The sequence below is a fragment of the Ruegeria sp. AD11(2025) genome, assembly GCF_056542405.1.
In genome coordinates, this window is the sequence record NZ_JBQFZU010000002.1 from 256,275 (window position 1) to 281,707 (window position 25,433).

General features: G+C 58.8%; 21 protein-coding genes. 4 read left to right on the forward strand and 17 right to left on the reverse strand.

Translation table 11 applies throughout. The annotated features are described in order from the left end of the window. The first annotated feature begins 86 nt into the window (after nt 1-86). On the forward strand, nt 87-2,696 hold the full coding sequence (mprF, locus tag ACR1XY_RS03105) for a bifunctional lysylphosphatidylglycerol flippase/synthetase MprF (protein ID WP_480589733.1): 2,610 nt from the start codon (nt 87-89) through the stop codon (nt 2,694-2,696). 3 nt (nt 2,697-2,699) lie between these two features. Here the strand turns inward: mprF and ACR1XY_RS03110 are convergent, their stop codons facing one another. From ACR1XY_RS03110 to ACR1XY_RS03135, 6 genes are all read right to left on the reverse strand, one after another. Next, nucleotides 2,700-4,262: an efflux transporter outer membrane subunit gene (locus ACR1XY_RS03110; RefSeq protein WP_480589735.1), complete on the reverse strand. Its 1,563-nt coding sequence runs from the start codon at nt 4,260-4,262 to the stop codon at nt 2,700-2,702. A gap of 11 nt (nt 4,263-4,273) precedes the next feature. Next, nucleotides 4,274-5,419, reverse strand: a complete 1,146-nt coding sequence (locus ACR1XY_RS03115) for an HlyD family secretion protein (protein ID WP_480589738.1) — start codon at nt 5,417-5,419, stop codon at nt 4,274-4,276. Nucleotides 5,420-5,440: 21 nt separating this feature from the next. Further along, the gene (locus tag ACR1XY_RS03120) at nt 5,441-5,803 is read right to left on the reverse strand and encodes a DUF3302 domain-containing protein (protein WP_480589740.1); all 363 of its coding nucleotides are present in this window, start codon (nt 5,801-5,803) and stop codon (nt 5,441-5,443) included. Nucleotides 5,804-5,837: 34 nt separating this feature from the next. Continuing rightward, nucleotides 5,838-6,401, reverse strand: coding sequence for a disulfide bond formation protein B (locus tag ACR1XY_RS03125; protein ID WP_480589743.1), 564 nt, complete (start codon nt 6,399-6,401; stop codon nt 5,838-5,840). Nucleotides 6,402-6,411: 10 nt separating this feature from the next. Further along, nucleotides 6,412-6,567, reverse strand: coding sequence for a DUF5993 family protein (locus ACR1XY_RS03130; protein WP_480589746.1), 156 nt, complete (start codon nt 6,565-6,567; stop codon nt 6,412-6,414). A gap of 115 nt (nt 6,568-6,682) precedes the next feature. After that, nucleotides 6,683-7,444 (reverse strand): DeoR/GlpR family DNA-binding transcription regulator, encoded by a 762-nt coding sequence (locus ACR1XY_RS03135; RefSeq protein WP_480589749.1) that lies wholly within the window; start codon nt 7,442-7,444, stop codon nt 6,683-6,685. A 189-nt stretch (nt 7,445-7,633) separates the two neighbouring features. Between ACR1XY_RS03135 and glpD the strand changes: the two genes are divergently transcribed. Next, on the forward strand, nt 7,634-9,220 hold the full coding sequence (glpD, locus tag ACR1XY_RS03140; RefSeq protein WP_480589751.1) for a glycerol-3-phosphate dehydrogenase: 1,587 nt from the start codon (nt 7,634-7,636) through the stop codon (nt 9,218-9,220). 38 nt (nt 9,221-9,258) lie between these two features. Here glpD and ACR1XY_RS03145 read toward each other — a convergent pair whose 3' ends face one another. The 3 genes from ACR1XY_RS03145 to metG form a co-directional block, all read right to left on the reverse strand. Beyond that, complete coding sequence (locus ACR1XY_RS03145) at nt 9,259-12,396, reverse strand: efflux RND transporter permease subunit (protein ID WP_480589754.1); 3,138 nt, start codon at nt 12,394-12,396, stop codon at nt 9,259-9,261. Between the two features lie 3 nt (nt 12,397-12,399). After that, nucleotides 12,400-13,560 (reverse strand): efflux RND transporter periplasmic adaptor subunit, encoded by a 1,161-nt coding sequence (locus ACR1XY_RS03150; RefSeq protein ID WP_480589757.1) that lies wholly within the window; start codon nt 13,558-13,560, stop codon nt 12,400-12,402. Nucleotides 13,561-13,828: 268 nt separating this feature from the next. Then, the gene (gene metG, locus ACR1XY_RS03155) at nt 13,829-15,547 is read right to left on the reverse strand and encodes a methionine--tRNA ligase (RefSeq protein ID WP_480589759.1); all 1,719 of its coding nucleotides are present in this window, start codon (nt 15,545-15,547) and stop codon (nt 13,829-13,831) included. Nucleotides 15,548-15,721: 174 nt separating this feature from the next. On the opposite strand from metG, the gene ACR1XY_RS03160 reads away from it, so the two are divergent. Beyond that, the gene (locus tag ACR1XY_RS03160; RefSeq protein WP_480589762.1) at nt 15,722-16,657 is read left to right on the forward strand and encodes a hypothetical protein; all 936 of its coding nucleotides are present in this window, start codon (nt 15,722-15,724) and stop codon (nt 16,655-16,657) included. A gap of 11 nt (nt 16,658-16,668) precedes the next feature. Here ACR1XY_RS03160 and ACR1XY_RS03165 read toward each other — a convergent pair whose 3' ends face one another. From ACR1XY_RS03165 to ACR1XY_RS03200, 8 genes are all read right to left on the reverse strand, one after another. Next, complete coding sequence (locus tag ACR1XY_RS03165) at nt 16,669-17,889, reverse strand: MFS transporter (RefSeq protein ID WP_480589764.1); 1,221 nt, start codon at nt 17,887-17,889, stop codon at nt 16,669-16,671. A gap of 70 nt (nt 17,890-17,959) precedes the next feature. Further along, a complete protein-coding gene (locus tag ACR1XY_RS03170) occupies nt 17,960-18,556 on the reverse strand; it encodes a YceI family protein (protein WP_480589766.1) in 597 nt (198 codons plus the stop codon). After that, complete coding sequence (locus tag ACR1XY_RS03175) at nt 18,553-19,767, reverse strand: MFS transporter (RefSeq protein ID WP_480589768.1); 1,215 nt, start codon at nt 19,765-19,767, stop codon at nt 18,553-18,555. Before ACR1XY_RS03175 ends, ACR1XY_RS03170 begins: the two co-directional genes overlap by 4 nt. A 64-nt stretch (nt 19,768-19,831) precedes the next feature. Continuing rightward, the gene (locus tag ACR1XY_RS03180) at nt 19,832-20,452 is read right to left on the reverse strand and encodes an ImuA family protein (RefSeq protein WP_480589771.1); all 621 of its coding nucleotides are present in this window, start codon (nt 20,450-20,452) and stop codon (nt 19,832-19,834) included. Nucleotides 20,453-20,511: 59 nt separating this feature from the next. Then, nucleotides 20,512-21,093, reverse strand: coding sequence for a retropepsin-like aspartic protease family protein (locus tag ACR1XY_RS03185; protein WP_480589774.1), 582 nt, complete (start codon nt 21,091-21,093; stop codon nt 20,512-20,514). Nucleotides 21,094-21,134: 41 nt separating this feature from the next. Continuing rightward, the gene (locus ACR1XY_RS03190) at nt 21,135-21,758 is read right to left on the reverse strand and encodes a MarC family protein (protein WP_058281008.1); all 624 of its coding nucleotides are present in this window, start codon (nt 21,756-21,758) and stop codon (nt 21,135-21,137) included. Then, nucleotides 21,755-23,608 (reverse strand): ABC-F family ATP-binding cassette domain-containing protein, encoded by a 1,854-nt coding sequence (locus ACR1XY_RS03195; protein ID WP_480589776.1) that lies wholly within the window; start codon nt 23,606-23,608, stop codon nt 21,755-21,757. The genes ACR1XY_RS03190 and ACR1XY_RS03195 overlap by 4 nt, the downstream gene beginning before the upstream one ends. A gap of 59 nt (nt 23,609-23,667) precedes the next feature. After that, nucleotides 23,668-23,943, reverse strand: a complete 276-nt coding sequence (locus ACR1XY_RS03200) for a hypothetical protein (protein WP_480589779.1) — start codon at nt 23,941-23,943, stop codon at nt 23,668-23,670. Nucleotides 23,944-24,186: 243 nt separating this feature from the next. Between ACR1XY_RS03200 and ACR1XY_RS03205 the strand changes: the two genes are divergently transcribed. Next, nucleotides 24,187-25,389 carry a multidrug effflux MFS transporter gene (locus tag ACR1XY_RS03205; RefSeq protein WP_480589782.1) on the forward strand — a complete coding sequence of 401 codons (1,203 nt, stop codon included), beginning with the start codon at nt 24,187-24,189 and terminating at the stop codon, nt 25,387-25,389. The last annotated feature ends 44 nt before the right edge of the window (nt 25,390-25,433 follow it).

Here is a 25,433-nt window from a genome sequence, read left to right on the forward strand (position 1 = left end):
GAGGTTCAAGGAAAATGTGCAAGAGTTCCCTCGCGCGGCCGATCCGCCCGCGGGATCATTGCAGCACCTCAGAGCAGGGAAAAACCATGACCACGCAGGAGACAGGCAAAGAACTCTGGGCCGTACGCTGGGCTGAGCGGGTTACCGGGTTTCTCGAGAAACCTCTGGTCAGGATTGCGGTGCCGATCCTGGTCACCCTGATCGCGCTGGTGGTGCTGCACGAGTTGTCTCATCATGTGAAATGGGGGGACGTGCAAACGGATGTTGCGAACACCTCGTGGAAGCTGCTGTTCGTTGCCTTCTGCTGGACATGTTTCAGCTTTCTGTCTCTGTCCATGTATGACGTGCTCGCCGTGCAGAGTGTGGCGGACGGAGAGGTGCCTTTACCAGTTGCAGGCATGGCCGGGGCCAGCGGTTACGCCGTATCCAACTGTCTTGGGTTTTCCTACATTACCGGGACGGCCATCCGGTATCGCATCTATGCCTCGCTTGGGCTGGACCTGAGCCGTGTTGCCGGAGTCATAGCCACCTCGTGGATCGCGTTCTGGTCAGGGTTGGTTTTGTTGCTGGGTATCCTTCTGACCTTGCACCCCGACGGGATTTCCAACGTTCTGCCAATCAGTGACACGATTGAAACCGTGATTGGTATGTGCCTGCTGACGGCGGTCGTTGTCCTGTTCCTCTGGCTCGCAAAGGGGGGGCGCAGGCTGGCGTATGGCGGGCTTGGGTTCAATTTGCCCGGTGGCAAGCTGGCCGGTTTGCTGACATTGGCCGCGATCGGAGACCTGTTTGGTGCCTCGATGGTGCTTTATACGCTGATGCCCGATGATATTGGGGTCGGCTATCCTTATTTCTTCACGATCTATATCGGGGCGATTGCCGTCGGCATCGTCAGCCACGCACCGGGTGGAATCGGCGCGTTTGAGGCAACGCTGATCGCCGGGCTGGGGGCTTCGGGCCGGTCTGACGTGATCGCGGCCTTGCTGCTTTACCGGTTGGTCTACACCTTCCTGCCCTTTGCCATTGCCAGCCTGTCAATCGCTGTCGCCTCGGCGCTGACGCATCGCCACCACATCAGCGGAGCGGCAACTTGGGTCTATCGTGCAATCCGACCGATTGTTCCGATGGTGGCCGCGGGTGTAACTGCGGTGGCGGGAATCATCCTGCTGGTTTCGGGCGCTTTGCCGTCCAGTACGCAGAACCTTGGCGTGTTGCGGGACTTCCTGCCTTTGTCCTTTGTCGAAGCTTCCCATCTGGCGGGTAGTGCGGTTGGCGTTCTGCTGATCCTTATCTCGCGCGGGCTGTTCCGCAAGCTCTATCGCGCGTGGATCGTGGCGATGTTGCTGATGGTGGCTGGGTTTGTGGCCTCACTGACCAAAGGGCTGGATACGCATGAGGCGATCGGCATGTTGGCCTCGATCGCCGTATTGGCGACCTTCCGCGGGGCGTTTTACCGCGTCAGTGGCGCCTCGATCTTTCGCCTGAACATCCCGTGGTTGGTCAGTGTCATCGCATTGCTGGCTGTCATTTTCTGGATCGGTCTGTTCGCCTATTCCCACGTCGAATACCAGAACGCGTTGTGGTGGGAGTTTGCATGGAACGGCGACGCCTCGCGCTTTCTTCGGTCCAGTCTTGTGGTGGCGGTCATTCTTGGGGTGGTGGCGGTGAATTCGTTGTTCGGGCGGGAAATTCCCCAGTTGCAGCGTACGGAAATTCCTCCGGCCGTGGAACGCCTCGCACTGGAAAGCGAAGATACAGAGGCGCAGATTTCACTGACCGGAGACAAGCAGTTCCTGATCGCACCGGATGAAGGCGCGTTTCTGGCTTATGCCGATACCGGCAACGCGCTGATCACCAAAGGAGAGCCGGTTGGGGATGAAAAAGCCGGCCAGCAACTGATCTGGCAACTGCGGGAATTGGCGGATCGTGAGGGCAAGCTGTGTGCGTTCTATAGTGTTTCGACCAAGTATCTGCCGACCTTTCTGGACCTTGGTCTGTCGATCCTGAAAATCGGTGAGGTCGCCCGGGTGCCGCTGAAAGACTTCTCATTGGACGGTAAATCCCGCAAGCGGTTCAGACAGGCCAAGCATCGTGCGGAACGCGAAGGTTATGTTTTTGAGGTCATTCCGAAAGAGGAATTGGCACCGGTCCTGCCCGAGCTGCGCAAAGTTTCCGATGACTGGCTTCAGCAAAAGGCGGGCGAAGAGAAGGGGTTTGCCCTTGGCGGGTTCGACGAGAAATACCTGTCCTATTTTGATCATGCCGTGCTGCGAAAGGGCGACACAGGCCAGATCGTTGCCTTCGCCAACCTGTTTCAGGGCGGGCACAAATCCGAATTGTCGTTGGACCTGATGCGGTATGAGCCGGACGGCTCGAATTTCATCATGGACGCTTTGTTTGCCGAGATGATGTCCTGGGGGGCGGAGCAGGGGTTCCACTGGTTCTCGCTGGGGGCGGCGCCGTTTTCGGGGATTGAGAACCGGCAGCTGGCGTCATTCTGGAACCGCGTCGGCGGGTTCGTCTATGAGCATGGTGAGCAGTTCTACCACTTTGAAGGGCTGCGGTCGTTCAAACAGAAATTCGACCCGGAATGGAGCCCGAACTACTTGGCCAGCCCAGGCGGTTTGGCTGCGCCGCGCATTCTTTACGAAGTCAATATCCTGATATCCGGCGGGCTGCGCGGGCTGACGAAGTAGGGGTCAGTTCAGGCTGGCGCGGGTCGGGGTTTCCTGCAGCAGATCGCCCCAATCTGTGCGATAGGCCATTTCGGCCAGAACGGTCTCGGGCAGGAACTCCCGATTTTGACGGATCTGCCAGCCACCGCCCAGACCCTTGTACACCGCCACCAGATTGCTGGACACCTGCTGTCGCGACTCGATCAGATTGGCCTGCGACCGCAGCAGCGCAGTTTGCGTGTTCAGGATGCGGGAATAATCAGCAATGCCGTCTCGGTATTGGTCCACAGCAATCTCGGCCGCTTTGCGCGATGCCGCCACGCTGTTCTCATAGAATCCAACCTGCTTGCGCGACTGGGCATAGGCAACCATCGCGCTTTCAACCTCGGAATAGGCGGTTAGAACGGTGTTCTGGTAGTTCGCGATCAGCGCCTGATAGGCCGCGTCCTGAGCGCGGACGTTGTTCTTGATCCGGCCATAGTTCAGCACGTTCCAGACTACACCTGCATTGGCCAGACTGGTGGTGCTGGCCGAAGAAAACAGATCCCGCCCGCCCGAGGCTTGCAGGCCGATGGACCCCGAAAGAATGAATTGGGGGTAGAGATCGGCCATCGCAATTCCGACCTGGGCCGACTGCGTTGCCGCCGCCAGTTCGGCTGCGCGCACGTCCGGGCGGCGGCGCAACAGCTCGGCCGGAACACCAACGGCGACGTTGGAGCGGGCCGAGGGGATGCGCCCGGAATTGCCCAGCAGGCTGGTCATCCGCGACGGAGTGGTGCCCAGCAAAACGGCTAGCGCATTCTTGGCTTGCTGTATGTCGCTCTCAATCTCGGGCACCAGAGCCTTAGTGTTGTTCAGCAGGGCCGTGGACTCCTGCACGTCCAACTCGGTTGTTACGCCGTTGTTGAAACGCAATTCGGTCAGGTCAGCGGATTCTTGTTGCAATTTGATGTTTTCACGTGCGACGGCTAGGGACTCTTGTAAGGCGCGGATATTTACGTACAGCGCCGCGACGTCGCCGGTCAGCGTAACCAGTGCGTCGTCATAGTTTGCCACCTGCAACGCCAGATTTGAGCGCGCGGCCTGAACACCGCGGCGTTGTTGGCCCCAGACGTCCAGTTCCCATTGTGCATCGAAACCAACTTGCGAGGTAGAAAACTCGGTATCCAAGGGAATGATCCGTTGGATATCGGAAATCGGTCCGAGGTTATCGCTGATCTGCCGCCGCTCAATCGATCCTCCGATGGCCTGCGATTGCGGGTACAGCTCTCCGAACGCGATCCCCAATTGCGCGCGGGCTTGCAGAACGCGAGCTCCTGCGACCTGCAGATCGAGGTTCTGCGCATAAGCCTCGGCGATCAGTTTGTTCAGGGTGGGATCGTTGAACGTCTCCCACCATTTCACCACCGGCGCACTGCGCGAGGTCAGGCCGCTAGGACCGGCGCTGGGGCTGTTGACCTCAATCCATTCTTTCACGACCGGAGAATTCGGACGCACGAAATCCGGGCCGACAGGTGCGCAGCCGACCAGCAGGGTCGCGCATAGGGCAGTGCCGATCAGTGTGCGGTGAAGCTTGGCCCGGGTCATGTCATGCGTCCTCAGATATCCAAAGGTCTGATGAAGTTGGCGAAAGAGTAAAGGCGGATGTTGATGCGCCGCAGAAACTCGAAGCTTTTTCCCTGACCGGTATAGATTGCCACCGCCGCATGTCCGCCTGCGGGGAAGGTGTGACCGTCCGGGATATCGACCGAGATCTGCACCGCGATGCGCCCCGGCAGTCTTGGTAGTTCAAAGCCGGGCAGGCGGCCCGAGGGCAGATACTGACCCTGACGGGTTGCCCACCAGATCGCCTCGACCCTGCCGGTGAGAATCTCGCCGGGATAAAGGTCCAATGCCACTTCAACCGGCTGACCGACTTCGACGAATTTCAGGTTCTGCTGGCGGTAGGTGGCCAGGATATAGGGGTTGTCCTTGGTGACAAAACTGGCGATTGCACCCAAACGGATATCACCCACAACCAGACCCGGACGGGCTTGTTGTGATACGATCATACCGTCTTCGGGTGCGTAAATCGTTGTGTTATCAAGGAAGTACTGGGCTTTTTCCAACTGAGCCTGCGCCTGAAGGATGCCGGTGTTCACTCCGTCAATCTGAGAATCCAGCGCCAGTTGGGCCTTTTCCAGGTTGGCTTCGGCCTCATTGATCTGCGCCTGATCCTCGGTGACCTGTTCATTCCAACGATCCAGCTCATCCTGACGTGCACCGCCCGCAGGCACGAGGTTTTCATAGCGCGCTTGTTGCGTCAGCGCATAGGCCAGTTGCGCGTTTGCGCGTTCTACGTTTTCACCCGCGACAATGACATCCTGTTCCAAGATCTTGGCGTTCTGCTCGGCTGCGACCAGTTGCGCGGTAGCCTCCTCGACCTCTAGCGCGAACACGGTGTCGTCAAAGCGGTAGAGGGGATCGCCCTTCTTGACCTCGGTGTTCGGTTCGACCAGCACCTCGGTCAGAATGGTCGGTTCGGTCAACCGCGGCACGATCTGAATGGTCGAACGGACAACGTGGCTGTCGATCGAGAACGGCTGAAAGAACCGTAGCGCCACCAGAAACACCAGCAACAGGTGTGCACCAATCCAAAAGGTGACAATCCCCCAGGTGATGTTGAACTTCAGCCATTGAACTTTGAAAAAAATGAACCAGACGAAAATGATGTAGAACAGCGTAATGCCGAGGGCGACGAACATAGTCTGTGTATTCCTTTGGCTTTAGCTCTTCTGTGTGTCGTCCGGGTCCAGCGGGTCGCGGTATTCTTCGTTTACCGTACCGCCCAACCGTTTGATTTCCTTGCGAATGGCATCCTTTTCGTCATCAGGCGTACGGCGAATGTCAACGGTAACGCCATCGTGGAATGCCCACATGAAGGCATGAACCCAAGGAACAACTGCCAGAAACCCCATCCAACCCATGATCTTGACTGCTTCGGCGTGTGGATGGTTGCGTTTGATCGCGATCCGCCCCGGCAGCCCCATGATGAACAGAAACAATGCCATCACCGCTGCCAGCAGCAATATCAGTGCCACGAAGGTCAGATAGTCGTAAAAGCCAAGCGGCTGTCCCAGTAAACCCATGCTCGTGCCTCCTTTTGGGAAGGTTACCTCATCCTCAGCCGTTGCCACCCATTTCGTCAATCAATTTATAGCTGGTGGGAGGATCGGCGCAGATACCCGGCCCGCATTCCACCAAGGTCGAGACCGCATTCAGCGCGGCCAAACCGAACATGATGAAAAACGCGGTTTTCGCCAGCGTGCTGCCGCCGAAACGGGGCTGTGGCTCTTTGTTGAACTGGCGGTCAAACAACAGCATGAGTGCCGTGCCCAGCAGGATCAGGAAAAAACAGATCGCGGCCCAAGTGTAATAATGCAGCCCCAGCACGGGCGAGCCGTAATGCCCGGTTCCCGGCACGATATGCAGCAGGATCTGGCGCACGGAAACACTGCCGCCGAACAATGCCGCGAGCTGTATTATTGCGTAGTGCCGGGGGCGGGCACCGTAGAGCAGGTTCAACCCCAGTCCCACGCCCACAGCGACGAAGCCAACCCTCTGCAACAGACATAATGGGCAGGGCAGTTCGTATAGTTTCAGCTGATAGATATAGGCCAGCAACAGCACCAGAGATACCGCCAACATGCCAAGCGCGTTCAGGCTGCGTGAGAGTTCCGGTGTCATCTCAGCCCTCCTACAACTGGATCGTCAGTTGGCTGGTGGCGTGGAACTTAAACCAATACACACTCAACGCCAGCGTGAAAAAGAACAGCACATTGGCGGCTGTGGTGCGATTGAAATAATTCAGCCCCATCGTGGCTGTAAGTAACGCAAATAAAAGCGCTATCATGGCCCGGTTCTCCCCTCCCGTGCGACGATTGCTGTATGGGGCGAGTGTGTCAGGTGATAGCCGGTCTGGCAAGAACCCGCGTTCAGGATTCACTTTTAATGAGAGTTACTTAACGTTAATCGCAGAGTTTGACGTGGGTTTTCCACTCCTTGCATTTCCTGGTCAGCTCATCGGGCAGGGCGTGGTCGGTGTAGAGCACATCAACATCGGACAGCGAGGCAATCCGCGCCGGCGCGGCGCGCTGGAACTTGGACTGGTCGGCCACAAGACAGATCCTGCGCGCCTGCATGATGATGGTCTGGCTGACCCGCACTTCCTGAAAATCGAAGTCCAGAAGGTCTCCGTGAATGTCCAGCGCGGAGCAGCCGATGATCGCATAGTCAAACTTGAACTGTTCAATGGTCGATATCGTCAGGTTGCCGATCAATCCACCGTCGGATCGTCTCAGCACGCCACCGGCCACAACTATCTGACAATCTGGGTTGTCCACCAAGATGTTTGCGACGTTCATGTTGTTGGTCACCACCATCAGGTCTTTGTGGTTCAGCAGTTGCCGGGCAACGGCCTCGGTCGAGGTGCCGATGTTCAGGAACACAGACGCACCGTTTGGGATATCCTGCGCACATGTCTGAGCGATGCGCGCCTTGGTGTCGGCGTTCAGAGCGCGTCGATCCTCATAGCCGATATTCGACACACCCGAGCGCAGGACCGCGCCGCCATGTACCCGGTCGAGTTTGCCCATGTCGGCCAGTTCGGACAGGTCACGGCGGATGGTTTGAACCGTGACTTCGAACCGCGTGGCCAAATCTTCAACCATCACGCGGCCGTCCTGTCTGGCGAGGTTCAGGATATCTGATTGGCGAAAGGATAAGGACACGGCTGGCTCCGAATACGGTGTTTTCGTTTTTGTTCTGTTTTTAGAAATTTTCAACTCATTGAGGGATGGGAAAAGGTTATCCGCGTGAATATGTGACAAAACGAACATAAACGAAAACAAACGTTGACGAAACGAGGGTGCGTAAGGTTAATGAACGCGCGTTTTCCACCAATGGGGAATCATCCGGATATGAAGCAGACACAGGATCAGATCTCCGATCTCTTTATCATCGGCGGCGGTATCAACGGGTGCGGTATTGCCCGCGATGCTGCGGGGCGGGGGCTGTCGGTGACATTGGCCGAGATGAACGATCTCGCCTCGGCGACGTCTTCGGCCTCGACCAAGCTGTTTCACGGCGGGTTGCGGTATCTGGAATACTTTGAGTTCCGCCTTGTGCGTGAGGCGTTGATCGAGCGCGAAACCCTGCTGCGAGCGATGCCACATATCAGTTGGCCGATGCGGTTTGTGCTGCCGTATCACGAGGATATGCGGTTTGACTCGGAAACCCCGACCTCGCGCCTGCTGAGCATGGTGATGCCGTGGATGAAAGGGCGGCGCCCGGCGTGGCTGATCCGCCTCGGCCTGTTCTTGTATGATCATCTGGGCGGGCGTAAAATTCTGCCCGGCACGGATGCGCTGGACCTTAAAATCGCACCCGAAGGGCGGCCGTTGCATGACAAGTTCGAGACGGCCTATGAGTATTCGGATTGCTGGATCGAGGATTCCCGGCTGGTTGTTCTCAACGCCCGCGATGCCGAGGCGCGCGGGGCGAAGATCATGATCCGTACCGAGGTTCTGTCGGCGGAACGTGTAGGCGACCTGTGGGAGGTGACGGTACGGGATCGTGACAGCGACGAGACATGTGTTGTTCGGGCCAAAATGCTGATCAACGCGGGCGGTCCGTGGGTCGGGGACATCATCCAGACGAAAATCCGCGTGAATTCGCGTGAAGGCGTTCGGCTGGTGCGCGGTAGTCATATCGTGACCCGCAGGCTGTTCGACCACGATAAATGCTATTTCTTCCAAGGCGAAGATGGTCGCATCATCTTTGCCATCCCGTATGAGCGCGACTTCACCCTGATTGGCACCACGGATCAGGATCATCCGAATCCGTCCGAGCCTCCGATCTGTACTGCAGCCGAGCAGGATTACCTGTGCGCCTTCGCAACGAAGTATTTCAAAAGCCCGGTGACCCGCGATGATATCGTCTGGACCTATTCCGGCGTGCGGCCCCTGTACGATGATGGGGCCAGCAGTGCGACGACTGCGACGCGGGATTATACCTTGAAGGTCGACGCGCAGGGCGGAGCACCGGTGCTGAACGTCTTCGGTGGCAAGATCACCACCTATCGGCGCTTGGCGGAGAGCGCGCTAGAGAAAGTTGCTGAGCATTTTGCAGACCTGCCTGGACCCTGGACGGCAGGGGTTGCTTTGCCCGGTGGGGACTTCGCTGTCGATGGAGTGCAGGATCTGGTGGCTGGACTTGAGGCTGATTTCAGCTTTCTGGATCGCGCCTGGGCTGAACGTCTTGTACGGGCCTATGGTACCGAGGCCCGCGCTATTTTAGGCGATGCCAAATCTGCGGGCGATTTGGGAGAGGACTTTGGTGCCACTCTGACCGCGAGGGAACTGGTATGGCTGATGGACCAGGAATATGCGCGCAAGGCTGATGATGTCGTCTGGCGCCGAAACAAATTGGGCTTGCGGCTGACTGCCGATCAGATTGCCCGGATCGATGATTGGATGTCGCAGCACTGCGCGCAAGCTGCTGCCTAAGAAAATGCCCCACCTGTCTGGTGGGGCTTTTTGTTGAGTTACGCTGCTTCCTCGGAAGGTCCCGGATCATTCTTTGTTCCCTTGATCCATTCCCTGAGGCTTTGCATCAGGGCATACAGAACCGGAACCAGAATCACACCGACCAGCGTGGCCGCCAGCATGCCGCCAAACACGGCGACGCCGATGGCTTTCTGGCTGGCCGCACCTGCGCCGCTCGCTGCCAGCAGCGGCACAACACCCAACAGGAAGGACAGCGCGGTCATCATCACCGCGCGGAATCGCTGGAATGCGGCCTCGGCGGCGGCGTCCTTGATCGAAAGACCGTTGGCCCGCTGCTCCATCGCAAACTCAACGATCAGAATGCCGTTTTTCGAGGCCAGACCAACAAGCATGATCATCCCGATCTGCGTATAGAGGTTGATGTCACTACCCACGATGGCCACGGCAGCCACGGCCCCGAACAGGGCGACAATCACCGATAGCAGGATTGAAACCGGCATCGTCCAGCTTTCATATTGCCCGACAAGGAACAGATAGCCGAACAGGATAGCCAGACCCAGAATGACGATCACGAGACTGCCCGAAGCCAGCTGTTGCTGCGCAGTCCCTGTCCATTCGAACGCATAGCCTGGGGGTAGGGCGGTCGCTGATTCCTCGGTCATGACATTGATCGCATCGCCCGTCGAAAGCCCCGGCGCAGGAACTGCCGTCACAGTCGCCGAGCGGAACAGATTGTGGCGTTTCAGAAGCACCGGACCCAGCACGTTTTCAACATCGACCAGCGTTCCAAGCGGAACCATCTCACCCTGTTGCGAGCGGACATAGAGGTTTGAAATGTCCTCGACGTTGTCGCGATAGCTGCCGTCGGCCTGGATCATCACGCGATAGACACGGCCGAACAGGTTGAAGTCGTTCACGTAGTAGGACCCCAACTGCGCCTGCATGGTCTGGAACACTTCGGCCACGGATACTTGCAGCGTCTTGGCCTTCTCACGGTCCAGATCGACGAAAAGCTGCGGCACGTTTGCTCGGAAAGTGGTGTAGGCCTGTCCGATCTCGGGCCGCTGGTTCGCCGCATAGACGAACGATCCCACGGCCGAGGCCAGATCCTGAGGCGTTCCGCCCCCGGTCTGCTGGACCTCCATCTCGACACCTGCAGACATGCCCAAGCCTTGAATGGGCGGCGGGTTGAAGGCCACGATCGAGGCCGCGGACTCACCATAGGCGATGGCCAGTACCTTTTGCAGGATCGCCTCCGCGCTCAGGCCGTCTTCCTGACGCTCATCCCAGTTATCCAGGTTCACAAAGATCGCAGCGCCGTTAGTCGTGGTGCCGTTCAGGATCGAGAACCCGTTGATCAGAACGGTGCTGGCCACGCCGGGGATCTGCTGAATCTGATCATCGACACGGGCGGAGACAATCTCGGTACGTTCCAGCGTCGCCGCATCGGGCAGCTGAATGTCGACAAACAGATAGCCGTTGTCCTCAAGCGGCAGGAACCCGCTGGACGTATTTGACATGATTGTCCCGGTACCCATAGCCAGCGCGGCAATCACACCAAGGCCAATGACCGGAAGGATCAGCAGCTTGCGCACGATGGCCACATAGCCGCCACGAATGGTGCCAATGAAATTCTCAAACACCGCCAACAGCCCCTTTGGCGGACCCGAGCGAGCACGCAGAACCAGCCCGCACAAGGCCGGTGACAGGGTCAGCGCGTTGATTGACGAGATCACAACAGCGGTCGAGATCGTCACAGCGAACTGCGAATAAAGCCGCCCAGAGATACCCGGCATAAAGGTCACTGGTACGAACACGGCCAGCAGAACCAGCGTGGTCGCGATGACCGGGCCGGTGATCTGACCCATGGCCTTTCGGGTTGCCTCGGCAGGGGGCAGCCCCTCGTCGGCAATGATCCGTTCTACGTTTTCAACCACAACAATGGCGTCATCCACCACGATCCCGATGGCCAGAACCAACGCGAACAATGAGATCGTGTTCAGCGACATGCCGAAAAGCAGCAAGAAGGCGAATGTACCGATCAGAGAAACCGGGATTGCGACAGCGGGAATGATCGTGGCCCGCCAACTACCCAGAAAGATGAAAACAACCGTGATCACCAGCGTGAAGGTCATGATCAGCGTTGTGACCACGTCGTTCAGCGACTGTTCCACAAAGTCAGTTGTGTTAAACGGCACGGCGAATTCCACATCCGTGGGAAAGCTGCGCGACAACCGCTCCAGTTCGGCCTCGACCCGATCAGATACTGCCAGCGCGTTGGCGCCGGGGGCCTGATAGATGCCGATGACGGTTGCCGGAACACTGTCAAAGAAACCGGAGGCCGCATAGTACTCCGCGCCCAGTTCTACCCGTGCGATATCCTTGACCCGCACAATTGAACCGGCATCACCGGTCCGAATGACAATCTCACCGAACTCATCGGCCGAAGTCAGGCGGCCTTTGGTTTTGATCGTGTATTGAAACGTTTGCCCCTCGGGCACCGGAGGCGCACCGATCGAACCGGCTGAAACTTCGACGTTCTGCTCGCGGATGGCGTTGATCACATCCCCGGGCGTGATGGACAAGGCCGCCATCTGATCAGGGTCCATCCAGATCCGCATTGCGTATTCCAGATTGGTCAAAACGTCCGCGCGACCCACACCCTGAACCCTCGCCAGAGCGTCCTTCAGGTTGATCGAGGCATAGTTCGACAGAAACACACTGTCATAGGTGCCATTGGGTGAGGTAAGAGTGACCAGCAACAGCATATTGGTCGATGCTTTCTGCGTGACCACACCCGAGGACGTCACCTCGGCCGGCAACGAGGACATCGCCTGCGCCACGCGGTTCTGCACGTTGACCGAGGCGATATCGGGGTCGGTTCCGACTTCGAATGTGATGTTCAGCGAGTAGGAACCGTTATCGGACGAGGTGGACGTCATATAGATCATGTCGTCCACACCGTTCACCTGAGCCTCAATAGGCGCAGCGACGGTGTTTTCCACGGTTTCGGCGTTAGCGCCGGTATAGGTGGTGGTCACACTGACCACAGGCGGCGTGATGTCCGGGAATTGGGCGACCGGCAAAACCAGATAGCCTATCCCGCCCATGATGGTCAGGACCAGCGAAATAACAAGCGCCAGCTTGGGCCGGCTAATGAACAGGGCAGAGAACATCTGTTACTCTCCCGGCTGCTCAGAGGCCACGACCGCATCCACGGCCACGCCCGGACGAACCCTTTGCAGGCCCTCAACGATCACGCTTTCTCCTTCGCGCAATCCTTCTTTTACGATGATCGCCGAGTCGACACTATCTCCGGTGGTGATATAGCGTTGTTCGACCATCTGCTTGTCATTTACGACCAGCACAAAATCGCCTCTCTGGTCACGTTGCAGCGCGGCCTGAGGGATCAGAACCTCGAGAGTGGGTTCAAGCGCCTCGATGTGCACGTTCAGAAAGGCTCCGTCGACGATCAGTCGGCTGTCATTGTCAAACTCGGCGCGCATCGTGATTGCGCCAGTCAGGGGATCGATCCGGTTGTCGACGAAAACGATCTTTCCTGTCTCGTCCAACTCGGTCCCGTTCGGCAAAGTCACGCGAACAACGGGGCTTTTCTGGCTTTCAGCCAGCGACGAGGCGTTTTCGCCTACGGTTTCAAGAACGGTCGTAAATTGTTTCTCATTCAGGGAAAAATTAACATAGATTGGGGCTTCGCTGACGATATTGACCAGCGGAGGATTGGTCGGTCCGACAACGTCACCGACACTAATCGCAACCCGACCGATGCGGCCCGAGAACGGGGCATGGATCTTGGTATAGCTCAGGTCCAGCTCGGCCTGTTGGATGGCGGCCTTGGCGGATTTGACCTCGGCCTCGGCGACCAGTTCGTTGGCGCGGGCGATGTCCCGTTCGGATTCCGGCGTGGCATCGCGCAGATAGAGTTCTTCCTTACGGGCCAGTTCGACCTTGGCGAGTTCCAGGTTGGCTTCGGCCCGGTCCAGATCGGCATTGCGGGCTTCCAGTGTCGCTTCGTAGAGGTCGGGTTCGATGGTGAACAGAACGTCGCCTTGTTTTACCAGCGCCCCGTCTTCCACGTCCTGACTTTCCAGAAAGCCGCTGACACGTGCCACGATGTCCGCTCTGTCCAAGGCTTCAGCCCGCCCGATGAACACGGCTTCATCGGTGATTTCCTGCGTGTAGGCCGCAGCAATGGACACTTTGGGCGGTGGTGCGTCGCCTTGATCCTGTGCCAGGGCTGCATGTGCCATGCCCATGCAGACCAAAGCCGCAATGAATGGCCCGCAGAAGCGGGATTGGGAAATCTTCAATGCAAGGGACATGGCAGGCGCCTCGTTAAAACTACGGTTTTTGCGCCAAGGCAGGCTGTGCACCCCGACGAGTCGATTGAATTCTTGGTCAGGATGGCGGTTTTGCGTGTATATCTCAAGCTTCTTGAATGCGATTTATTTGTCCCGGTTCGTGGAATTTTTCGCGCCATCCGGTCAACTTAGACCGGCTTTCTTAACCGCGCGTTTCAAATTTCACGTCAGGATTACGAAAATGGGGGCCGTGTATGCCCCCGTTCCCTGTTCAATATCAAGTGTTCGATCAGTCGCGTGTGCCGGCAAATCGGGTCTGCCAGTCTTCGCGCTGTTCGTCGGTAATTTTGGCGAACAGAACGTCGGGCACGGTAAAGGCGTGCCCGGCGGGCAGGGCGCTGAGCGCGGCCGCGACATCATCGGGCCAGTTTGTGTCCAGCGTGTTCATCGCGCTCAGCATTTTGGCCGAAGTTTCGGGGATGAAGGGGGCGCTTAGAACGGCATAGAGACGGATCAGGTTCAGACCCAAGCGCACCTGAGCTGCGGCCTGTTCCGGGTCTTCCTTGAATGTCGACCACGGAGCGGCGGCTTGTAGGTATTCGTTACCTGCCACCCAGATTGCCCGCAGTTCCTGCGCGGACTTGCGAACCTCCATTGCCTCCATATGCCCTTCATAGGCGCGGACGCGACGGGTGAGTTCCTCGATCAGTGCCTGTTCACGCTCGCCATAGCTTCCGCCTTCGGGCACGGCTTCTGAGAATTTCGAACGGCAGAACTTGGTGATCCGGCTCACAAAGTTGCCCAGCACATCAGCCAGATCCTTGTTCACCGACTGCTGGAAGTTTTCCCAGGTGAATTCGCTGTCACTGCTTTCCGGCGCATGGCTCAGCAGCCACCAGCGCCAATAGTCGGCGGGCAGAATCTCCAGCGCCTGATCCATAAATACGCCACGGCCTTGGCTGGTCGAGAACTGACCGCCATCGTAGTTCAGATAGTTGAAGGATTTCAGGTGGTCGACCATCTTCCACGGCTCGCCCGATCCCAGAATTGTGGCCGGGAAGGACAGTGTATGGAATGGCACGTTGTCCTTACCCATGAACTGCACATATCGCACGTCGTCGGCGCCTTTGTCGGTACGCCACCAGCGCTCCCACTCGGCATCGGACTTGCCATTGGCATCCGCCCATTCCTTGGCACAGGCGATGTATTCGATCGGCGCGTCGAACCAGACGTAGAAGACCTTGCCTTCCATGCCCGGCCAATCCTGATCACCTTTCTTGACCGGAACACCCCAGTCCAGATCGCGGGTAATGCCGCGATCCTGCAGGCCGTCGCCATCATGCAGCCACTTCTTAGCAATCGAGGTGGTCAGGATCGGCCAGTCAGCCTTGCCATCGATCCACTCATCCAGTTGATCCTTCATCGCGGATTGCCGCAGGTACAGGTGTTTGGTCTCTCGCACCTCCAGATCGGTTGAACCGGAAATGGCCGAGCGCGGCTCGATCAGATCGGTTGGGTCCAGCTGCTTGGTGCAATTCTCGCACTGATCCCCGCGTGCGCGCTCATAGCCGCAGTTGGGGCAGGTGCCTTCAATGTAACGGTCGGGCAGGAAACGGCCATCAGCGTTGGAGTAGACCTGTTTTTCACTGACTTCGCGGATCAATCCGGCATCATCCAGCTTACCCGCGAAATGCTGTGTCAGGCGCTTGTTCTGATCACTGGACGAACGGCCAAAGTGATCGAAACTGAGGCCGAAACGGTTGGCGATATCCGCCTGAACTGCATACATGTCGGCGCAGTATTCGGCCACTGGTTTGCCCGCCTTGGCAGCAGCCAGTTCCGCCGGCGTACCATGTTCGTCGGTCGCGCACAGGAACATGACCTCATTCCCCCGGCCACGCTGGTAGCGCGCGTACAGGTCGGCAGGCAATTGCGAGCCGATCAGGTTGCCGAGGTGCTTGATCCCGTTGATGTAAGGGATCGCCGAAGTGATGAGAATCCGAGCCATTTTGCGCTTCCAAGTATCTATCTGCGCGCCCGTCTACCTTATGTGACCCGCCAGCAAAAGCCCGGTTTCACCGATAAGCGCCTGAAAAGAAGTGTATGCGCATGTGCGCGTGGCTTTCGCGTGATGGCCCCTGACCATGTATAATGGGCGCGCAATTCGTTCACGGGGGATAAAATGAAACTATTCTTGGTTCATCGCCTGATACAGGTGACCGCAATTCTCTGTCTGATCAATTTCCTGGCGCCGAGCGTTCAGGCAGACCAAGGCGAAGCCATGGATGCGATTGACAGCTTTGACAAGGCGATGCTGTCGATTTTCCGCCGTGGTCAGGATACGCTGACGTCGCAGACACGCCCGGTCATGGTGATCGCACGGGATGTTACGGTCCTGTCCGAGCATGGGCAGGTGTCGTTTCCCAGGGACGCGCCAAACTACCTGATTTTCAAATCTACATCACACGTTCTTCTGGGGATTATCGGTGCTGTGACCCCGTGGCCCACGGAATATGCCGATGGCGCAAGATGGAAAAAGGATTTTGCGGCCATCGCGCAGGAAATCGATACGCTGACGCCGTGGATAGAGAAGCTCGACCTGCCAAAAGAGGAGATTGCCCGGCAACGTCAGATGCTTGAGGCCGCGCGTAGCTTTACGAATATGGCGGTCCAGCGCGGAACCCTTACACGACAAGACGTCTCAAGAGTGATCAACGACATGCGTCCCATCTGGGCGGCCAACATGCGCGAGGCGGCGCGAGCTGAGCTTGCCTCGTTGCACAAGGCCGTGACTGAGGCGCGTGCGGCAATCAGCAAAGAAGACTGGGATAAAATGTATGTGGTTCATCACGGCGGGTCCAATGTAACGGGGATCAATGTTGTCGAACTCTATCTGGAGCGCGTGATGCCGCAGAAAGTTCTGACGGGTCAGGTTATGTTTGCCGAAAATGCGCATGGCAACAAGGCGATGGCCGATTACGTCGGCTATGAGAAGATGCAACGTCTTGTGGGCGCTTGGGCATTCGGGGATCCGGGGCGCATGGAGGTTGATCTACTGGGCTATGAAGCAGGCTCGCTTCTCGATGAAATGATCCCGTCCGTGCCGCCGCCGGAGTAGCGTTCGGGGCTCTATTCCTCGCGCGACCGTTTCAGCAAACGCCCGATGGTGAACGAGGTGCGCGGGGCATAGACATAGTTGGTTCGCTCTTCCGGTGTCGGACGAGAGCGCATCCGCGCCACGCCGAATACGATCAGAACCAAGTGTCCGGTGGCCACAAAGGCGAACAGGGCACCGGGACCAAATTGCTGGATCAGCGTGGATGAGATGTAAGGTGAGGCAATTGCCCCCAGCGCGTACCAGAACATCAGCGCGGCTGACAGTTCCACCCGTTCCTCCGTGGTAGCAAAGTCATTTGCGTGTGCAGAGGAAACCGAGAAGATCGGAAAGGTCGTTAGGCCAAAGATTCCAGCGGCCAGCATAACACCCAGCGTACCGGTGCCGCTTGCGGCCATCGTAACACCACAACTGAGCACGGCAGCACCGGATAGCCAGATCAGCACCCAGCGCCGGTCATATTTATCGGCAAGCCATCCCAACGGGTATTGGGCCAGAGCCCCTCCCAAAACAAATGAGGCGAGGAAAAACGCAATCTGATCCACGACCAGCCCTACCTCTTGCCCGTAAACGGGGCCGACCATACGGAACGAGGCCGAACTAAGCGCCGCCACGATCACTCCCGCCACCGCCAGGGGGGAACTGCGCCAGGCCAGTTTCGGTCTCAGGCGGGGGGCGTCAGGTGTGATCGGCTGGCTGGCGCGGGTCAATGTCAGCGGCAATAGCGAAGCGCAACACAGGATCGCCAACAGATTATAGGACACGTACGAGGCGGGCGGCAGCACGGCAATGATCAACTGCGCACCCAGCGACGCCCCCATGTCGACGAACCGATACGTCCCCATGGCGCGCCCACGGGTTTCGTTGGTGACTTTGGCGTTCAGCCAGGCCTCAATCACAGTGTAGCTGCCTGCTACGCAGGTGCCCGAGGCGATCCGCAATAGGGCCCATAAATAAGGGTTGTCAGTCAGAGTATGCCCGATCAGCCCCATCGCCCCCAAGGCTGTACAGACGGCAAAGGCCCGCGAGTGGCCGACGTTCCCCATAAGCCGTGGAGCCCACCAGCAGCCAATAAAAAAGCCAAGGAAATGCGATGATCCCAACAGACCGATCTGCTCGGTCGTGAAATCCAGTGTAATGCCCGAGATGGCGTCCAGTGGTCCGACGCCGCCGGTGGAGAGCTGCAGCAGAATGACAGAAAGAAAAAGGGCGGCAAAGGAAATGATCGTGCGCATGATGGGCTCACCTTTACCCAATACGCCAGTAATGCGCGCGCCTTATCGACGCGCAGGCGTCGTTTTTTGGCTATCCTGCCTTTTTGATTTCGGCCCGGATGTTCAGCCCGACGGTGTCCTGCACCAGATCGGGGTATCCGGACGCGCCGAAATCGTGGCGGTTCAGCGCGCCGGTCAGGCGGATGGACAGCATGTCGAGATTGTCAGAGGTGCTGCCTGGCGGGCGAAAGAGGTCGGCTTGCAAGGCGATCGGTTTCGTGACGCCTCGTAGGGTCAGGTTGCCGGTGATTTTCGCCCCGCGGGAGATCCGCCCGCCGTCACCCAGCTGTACCCGGGTCGATACGAAGTGAATGGTCGGGAACCGTGCGACGTCCAATACGCTTGCACCCAGCATCGCGTTCCTGGCGAATGGCAGTTTGGTGCGGGCTTCGGCGGCGTTCAGGGTGACACTGACGCGACTGTTGGTCAGGTTGCTCAGGTCGATCCGGATATCGGCCGAGTGGATCGGCATGGTGCCGGATTGGGCAAGGCCCGACAGGTCAAAGGTAAAGTCCACGGATGTGCCCTTGGGCACCAGCACGTAGGTGCTGAGGTCCGCATGGGCCGGGCGGGTCAGAGGCAGAATGGCCAACCCGGCCAGAAGTGTGCGCCGGGTCAGGTGGGTCATGCCAAGGCCTCCTGCCTGCGCGGGCGTGAACGGTTCAGCAGCACCAGCAGGATGGCAATGTTCAAGCCGTTCCACAAAATGCCGTTGATGAAGGCCAGTTGGTAATTGCCGGTCACGTCGTAAATCCAACCGGACATCCAGCCACCCAAAGCCATGCCCATGATCGTCATCATCATGACGAACCCGACGCGGGCGCCAGCCTCTTGCGGAGGCATATACTCGCGGACCACCAGTGCATAGCTGGGCACGATACCGCCCTGCGCCAGCCCGAACAGCAGGCTGATGACGTAAAGCGAGACCATCCCGTCATAAGGCAGGAACAGGAACAGGGCGATGCATTGCAGAACCGAGCCGATCAGCAGGGTCATCACCCCGCCCAACTTGTCGGCCACCAGTCCCGAGATCACGCGGCTGACCACGCCGCCCAACAGCATCAGCGACAGCATCTCGGCCCCGACGGCCGGACCGTATCCCAGACCGACGCAGTACGAGACGATGTGAACCTGCGGCATCGACATGGCCACGCAGCATCCGATCCCCGCCAGACCCAGAATGTATTGCAGGGCGCGTGGCGATATTCCAACGCTGCGGGCTTTGATCTGCGCGTTGGCGGCGGCGGTGCTGTGCGCCTCGACCGGGACCTGACGGCGTAGAAGAAGGGACAGGGGGATGACGACCGCCAAAGTTATGACTGCCAGCGTCAGATAGACTTGCTGCCAGCCGTCGCGGGCCAGAATGCCCGACAGGAGGGTGGGCCAGATCGCCCCGGACAGGTAATTCCCGCTGGCCACCAGCGCGACGGCGATCCCGCGCCGCCGCATGAACCAGTGCGAGATATCGGCGATCAGCGGCCCGAACCCAATGGACGTGCCCAGCCCCAGCAGCAGATGCGCCACCGACAGCAGCAGGATGTTCGGTGCCCATGTCGCCAGCAGGTAGCTTATTGCGCTTAGAATTGCGGCTCCGATCAGCGCCTTGGTCACGCCCAGCCGGTCGACCATTTGGCCCAGCCACATGTTCCCCAACGCAAAGCCGATCATGGCCAGAACGTAGGGCAAAGAAGCCTCGGCCCGTCCGGCCCCGAACTGCGCCTCGACGGCGGGCATCACCACGATCACCGCCCACATGCCCACATTTGCCACCATTGCTATGGCGAGCGTGATCAGAAGGCGAAGCCAGGAGTAGCGGCTGTCATGGATCGGGTGGCTCATACGGAAACGCTAGGGCCGGGGTCGGGCTTTGGCCAGTCACATGTTTTGTGATCCCGGTGAGGTGTCACCCCAATACATCTTGCGTTTCGATCCGGGTCAGGTTCAGCCCGGCGCGCGGTTTGGTCTGGGTGGCCTGCCAGCTAACCGGGGGCAGGGCGCGGGCGCGGCGGCGGGTCAGGGTCCAGCGGCGGGCCTCTCCCTGATGGTTCGCCGCCATGTGCCAGCGAGTCTCGACCCCTTGCGCGCCGCCATCGCCGGGTGTCAGTAGCAGGCCCAGTGGAGCCCGCCCCATCGCGCCACCCTGTTCGGCGGCCAGATGCATTCGCCGCACCGGCGTCAGCCCCGGCGCGCCGGGCAGGTCGCCGATGATGAGCGGGATCGCTCCGCTGCGCAGCGCCTCTTCCATGCACCACAGCAGATCCTCGGCACGGGTGGGACGGACGAAGATAAACCGGGCAGGATCGGCAAAGGGCATCATCCCATCGGGGTTCAGTTGGCCGGGCTCCCACGCGGGGGAAATCCACAGCACCGGCCCTTGTGCTTGGCCCGCTAACCACATGGCAAAGCTGCGCCGGGCGGGGCCGCAGGCCTCGTGCACGCGGCCCAGTTGCAGGGTGATCTGCGAGTGTAGGGCCAGCCCCGGCGCTTCACGCGCGGGCTTGCGGCCAAGAAGATTTGTAGACATGCCGCCAGCCTAGCATGTTCTCATTTTGTTCTCAATCTGGGAATGCTGCCATGAACCCGTTACCGGGACAGAATCATGCGGCCATCCGTGAATTGGATGTTCGAGAACCGATGTAGGTAGTCCATGCCAAGCAGAGACTGACGCAAATCGCCTTCATTGACCCAGGCCGCAACGCCATGATCGGTGATCGGGCCAAGTTCAAGACTGTCCAGCCGGATGGGCGCGGTGCGCACCTCTCCGTTCGCAGTCGAAGCGCGACCAAGGTAATTCAGCTGGTCGGGGTCAACGCCGATACGCCGGGCGTCCTTTTCGCTGAACACAATCTGGCTTGCACCGGTATCGACAAGGAAGTTGATTGGCTCTCCGTTCACGACAACAGGCAGATAATAATGTCCGTCATAGGCACGCGGAACTTCGATGGTTTCGCCGGTGACGGTCATCTGCGGGGCAGGGGCAACGGTCGAGCGGATGTCCTCCCACAAGCCGACAACGGCGATTGCACCGACGAAGATGAACACCCAAGCCATAGCCTGCTGCATGGTTTTGTTCAGCGACTGGCGGTTCTGCGAGACAAACCAAAACACCACCGCCGCGCCAAGCACGACCAGATACACCAAACGCCCAATGCTGTCGCCATCCATACCGTTACCCTAACTGAATTCACTCTTAGGTATATGGGGATTTAAGACGCAAAACCAAAGGCCTTCAGGCCATCCAATATGAACTGAACCGACAGCGCCGCCAGTAGCATGCCCAGCAACCGGGTCAACACGTTCAGGCCGGTTTTGCCCAGAATACGTGCAATCAGGCCACCGGACAGGAAGAACGTCAGAACCACGGCCATCACTGCAAGCATCACCAGAATAGCTTCAAAGATGCCCAGAATGCCCGGATGTTGACCGGCCAGAAGAATGATGGTCGCAATCGATCCCGGGCCGGCGACAAGCGGAATGGCCAGAGGGAACACAGATGGGTCGGGGTGTTCTTCTTCCTCTTCGACACGGTCTTCGCGGCGTTTGGTGCGGCGTTCGAACAGCATGTCGAGCGCGGTCAGGAATAGCAGCGCTCCGCCGGCGACTTTGAATGCCTCCATCGAGATGCCGACAAAGCCCAACACTGCCTCGCCAAAGGCCGCAAAAGCGATCAGGATTCCCGAAGCCACGGCACAGGTGCGCAACGCCACCTTGCGCCGCGCGCGCGAATCCATACCCTGCGTCAGCGCCACGAAAATCGGGGTGGTGCCAAAGGGGTCGATCACCACGAACAAGGTGGTAAATGCAGTAATGAAAAAGGCCAGATCCATCATGCGGCATTCTCGGCGGTTTCAAGGCGTTCGGCGGCGGCGACCCAAAGCGACTCCGCCTTTTGCATCGCTTCGACTACCTCGGCGAACTTACGGTTCCAGGTTTCCAGATCGTTGATCTTGTCGTCTTCGTACAGGGCAGGGTCTGCCAGCTTGGCCGAGAGTTTTTCGTGCATGTCCGATAGCTTTTCGATCCGGTCCTCGCACTTACGCAGGTCGGCGCGCAGGGCTAAAACAGTCTCGCGCGAAGCGCGTTTAGGTTTCTCCACCCGAGGGTTTTCTTTGACCGGTTTGTCGCGGGCCAGCAGCATGGCGCGATAGGCTTCGAGGTCACCGTAGAAGGGTTTGACCGTGCCGTCCGAGACCAGCCACAGTCGATCTGCTACCAGCGACAGCAGGTGCATGTCGTGGCTGACCAGGACCACCGCGCCGGAATAGGCGGTCAACGCCTCGACCAGCGCTTCGCGGCTTTCAATGTCCAGATGGTTGGTCGGTTCGTCGAGGATCAGCATATGTGGCGCATCGATGGTCGCGATCAGCAGCGACAGCCGCGCCTTCTGGCCCCCGGACAACCGCCCGACCAGAGTTTCCGCCTGATCAGCATTCAACCCGAACCCAGCAAGGCGCGACCGCCATTTGCCCGGAGCCTCATCCGGGCGCAGCCGACGTAGATGGTCCAGTGGTGTTTCGTCCACATGCAACTCATCGACCTGATGCTGTGCAAAATATCCGATACGCAGCCTGTTGCTGCGGGTCATCTTGCCCGCCATGAGGGGCAGGCGGTCGGACAGCAGCTTGGAAAGCGTTGACTTGCCCTGACCGTTTTTCCCCAGCAGCGCGATGCGGTCGTCCTGGTCGATGCGCAGGTTCAGTCGGCGCAGAACTTCAGTCTCACCATAGCCGGTCACTCCGCCCTCGATCTGGATGATCGGCGGCGAAAGCTCCTCGGGTCCGGGGAAAGAAAACGCGCGTAGGGCGGCCTCTTGCGGGGTCGAAACCAGTTGGATGCGTTCGATCATTTTCAGTCGCGACTGGGCCTGCACCGCCTTGGATGCCTTGTAACGAAAACGGTCAACAAAGCTCTGCAGATGGGCTATGCGGGCCTTGGCCTTGGCGTTTTCCGATTCTGCCTGGGCCAGACGTTCGGCGCGACGCTCGGCGAACTTGTCATAAGGCACCGCGTAGTAGGTCAGCTTGCGGTCTTCCAGATGCAGGATCGACCCTACCGCACGGTTCAGCAGTCCACGGTCGTGAGAGATGATGATGACCGTATGCGGGTACTTGGCCAGATAACTCTCCAGCCATAGCGCACCTTCGAGGTCCAGATAGTTGGTCGGCTCGTCCAGCAACAGCAGGTCGGGCTGAGAGAACAGTACCGCAGCCAGCGCGACACGCATCCGCCAACCGCCTGAGAAATCGGAGCAGGGGCGCAACTGGTCCTCATCATCAAACCCCAACCCTTTGAGAATCGAGGCCGCGCGGGCTTCAGCCGACCAAGCGTCGATATCCGCCAAACGGGTCTGAATCTCTGCAATCCGCGCGGGATCTTCGGCGCTGTCGGCCTCGGCCATCAAAGAGCTGCGTTCGGTATCAGCCGCCAGCACCGTGTTGATCAGCGACACGTTGGACGAGGGTGCCTCTTGTGCCACGCCCCCGATCCGCGCCCGTTTCGGTAAAACGATATTGCCCGATTCCAGCGCCAACTCGCCCCGGATCAGGCGGAACAGAGTGGTCTTGCCGGTGCCGTTCCGCCCCACCAGACCAACCTTGTGGCCGTCGGGAATGGTGGCGCTGGCACCGTCAAACAGGGGGCGGCCCTCGACCGCAAAGGTGATGTCTTCGATCCGTAGCATAGGCCGAGCACTGCGGCACGGCCTGACGCTTGTCAATGGGGTGAATCGCCGATGGCCTGTCAGTTTAGTTCTGCGGCCACGTCTTCAAAGGGGTACGAGGCAAAACCAACCAAAGCCTGGTCACCTTCTTCGCTGAATGCAAAGACGTGAACTTCGTCGTGGTGCAACGTGGCACGGCAAAACACACCCGACTGAGACAGGTTTAACGGGCAGGTTTCCAGATCGGTGTGAGCAACCGCTGTTTCGAATAGTTCGTAGTTCATCGGCACGGGCGCCGGATCGGCTACGGCGGTTGAGGCAAGGATGCAGGCGATAGCCGCAATTTTCGGTGTCATCAGAGTGGCCTTTTTGTTAACACTTTCTGTCCGCACAGCAAAATAACTGACAGAAAAAGTCAGGCAATAAAATCGATTTCTTTCAACCGCGTCATTCTTACGCGCTATCCCTTTGGCGCATTGCGCGTTTAACCTTGTCCGAGAGGCCCACACCTACAGGCTTTGCGCCAAGTGATTGGCATGGGCACGACGCGGACCTTGTGATAGCTCTGCCGTGATTTGCATTTCTAGCCGGATTTCTTCATGCGCGCGGCACAATCACCTCCATCTCTGGTAACACTGGTTTTTGCGACTGCGTTGTCAGTACTGTCGCTTAACATGTTCCTGCCGTCGCTGGCGCGGATGGGGGAAGACTTTCAGGTCGATTACGCGCTGGTGAACTTGTCCGTGGCGGGATACCTGGCGGTGTCTGCCGTGCTGCAACTGATCATGGGACCGTTGTCCGACCGGTTTGGCCGCAGACCTGTTCTGCTGATCTGTATGGTGGTCTTCGTCGCCGCGTCGGTCGGCTGCGTGCTGGCCGACGCGATCTGGGTTTTTCTGAGTTTCCGCCTGATGCAGGCCGCCGTGGTAGCCGGGCCTGTTCTGTCCAGCGCCGCCATCCGCGACATGTACTCGCCAAACGAGGCCGCCAGCAAACTGGGCTATGTGGCCATGGCGATGGCGCTGGCCCCGATGCTGGGGCCGATGCTGGGCGGTGCGCTCGACAGTGTGTTTGGCTGGCGCGCTGGCTTTGTTCTGTATTCCGTGCTGGGGGCAGGGATGCTGCTGTTGCTTTGGGTCGATATGGGCGAGACCAACGACAACCGGTCCTCGACCTTCGCCGCGCAACTGAGGGAATACCCGCACCTGTTCCGCGCGCGCCGGTTCTGGGGCTATGCCCTGTGCGCGGCCTTTTCGATCGGCGGGTTCTATAGCTTCATCACCGGAGCGCCCTTGGTGGCAGCAGCTTGGTTTGATCTTAGCCCGGCGATGCTGGGGCTTGGCATCGGGATTATCACCGGAGGTTTTATGGTGGGGAACTTTATCACCGGACGGATCGCGGTGCGTACCCGGCTAACCACCATGATTCTGATCGGGCGCATTATTGCATCGACGGGACCGCTGGGTGGTCTGTTTCTGTTCCTTGCCGAACTGGGTTCGGTCTGGGTGTTTTTCGGTTCGGCAATCTTCGTCGGCTTTGGCAATGGTCTGACCAATGCCAATGCATCCGCCGGGGCGATGTCAGTCCGCCCCAAACTGGCGGGCAGCGCCGCTGGCCTGTCCGGCGCAATGATCGTGGCACTTGGGGCCGTTCTGACCTCGCTCACCGGTGTTTGGGTTAGCCCCGAAAACGGTCCGTTTCTGGTTCTGGGCATGATGTGGGCGTGCAGTTTCGCCGGGCTGTTGGCGGTGCTGTATGTGCGTTGGGTTGACCGCCATGACCCACTGCCCGAAACGATCTGAGCCGTAGCGCATCATAGTGCTTTTCATATGAGACAGACCATGCT

Coding starts and splice junctions, on each gene's coding strand:
- ACR1XY_RS03110 (WP_480589735.1), bottom strand. CDS start 4,262: ATGACCCGGGCCAAGCTTCACCGCACACTGATCGGCACTGCCCTATGC.
- ACR1XY_RS03180 (WP_480589771.1), bottom strand. CDS start 20,452: ATGTCTACAAATCTTCTTGGCCGCAAGCCCGCGCGTGAAGCGCCGGGG.
- ACR1XY_RS03200 (WP_480589779.1), bottom strand. CDS start 23,943: ATGACACCGAAAATTGCGGCTATCGCCTGCATCCTTGCCTCAACCGCC.
- ACR1XY_RS03115 (WP_480589738.1), bottom strand. CDS start 5,419: ATGTTCGTCGCCCTCGGCATTACGCTGTTCTACATCATTTTCGTCTGG.
- metG (WP_480589759.1), bottom strand. CDS start 15,547: ATGGCTCGGATTCTCATCACTTCGGCGATCCCTTACATCAACGGGATC.
- ACR1XY_RS03120 (WP_480589740.1), bottom strand. CDS start 5,803: ATGGGTTTACTGGGACAGCCGCTTGGCTTTTACGACTATCTGACCTTC.
- ACR1XY_RS03185 (WP_480589774.1), bottom strand. CDS start 21,093: ATGGATGGCGACAGCATTGGGCGTTTGGTGTATCTGGTCGTGCTTGGC.
- ACR1XY_RS03125 (WP_480589743.1), bottom strand. CDS start 6,401: ATGACACCGGAACTCTCACGCAGCCTGAACGCGCTTGGCATGTTGGCG.
- ACR1XY_RS03175 (WP_480589768.1), bottom strand. CDS start 19,767: ATGAGCCACCCGATCCATGACAGCCGCTACTCCTGGCTTCGCCTTCTG.
- ACR1XY_RS03170 (WP_480589766.1), bottom strand. CDS start 18,556: ATGACCCACCTGACCCGGCGCACACTTCTGGCCGGGTTGGCCATTCTG.
- ACR1XY_RS03160 (WP_480589762.1), top strand. CDS start 15,722: ATGAAACTATTCTTGGTTCATCGCCTGATACAGGTGACCGCAATTCTC.
- ACR1XY_RS03165 (WP_480589764.1), bottom strand. CDS start 17,889: ATGCGCACGATCATTTCCTTTGCCGCCCTTTTTCTTTCTGTCATTCTG.
- mprF (WP_480589733.1), top strand. CDS start 87: ATGACCACGCAGGAGACAGGCAAAGAACTCTGGGCCGTACGCTGGGCT.
- ACR1XY_RS03195 (WP_480589776.1), bottom strand. CDS start 23,608: ATGCTACGGATCGAAGACATCACCTTTGCGGTCGAGGGCCGCCCCCTG.
- ACR1XY_RS03190 (WP_058281008.1), bottom strand. CDS start 21,758: ATGATGGATCTGGCCTTTTTCATTACTGCATTTACCACCTTGTTCGTG.
- ACR1XY_RS03130 (WP_480589746.1), bottom strand. CDS start 6,567: ATGATAGCGCTTTTATTTGCGTTACTTACAGCCACGATGGGGCTGAAT.
- ACR1XY_RS03145 (WP_480589754.1), bottom strand. CDS start 12,396: ATGTTCTCTGCCCTGTTCATTAGCCGGCCCAAGCTGGCGCTTGTTATT.
- glpD (WP_480589751.1), top strand. CDS start 7,634: ATGAAGCAGACACAGGATCAGATCTCCGATCTCTTTATCATCGGCGGC.
- ACR1XY_RS03205 (WP_480589782.1), top strand. CDS start 24,187: ATGCGCGCGGCACAATCACCTCCATCTCTGGTAACACTGGTTTTTGCG.
- ACR1XY_RS03150 (WP_480589757.1), bottom strand. CDS start 13,560: ATGTCCCTTGCATTGAAGATTTCCCAATCCCGCTTCTGCGGGCCATTC.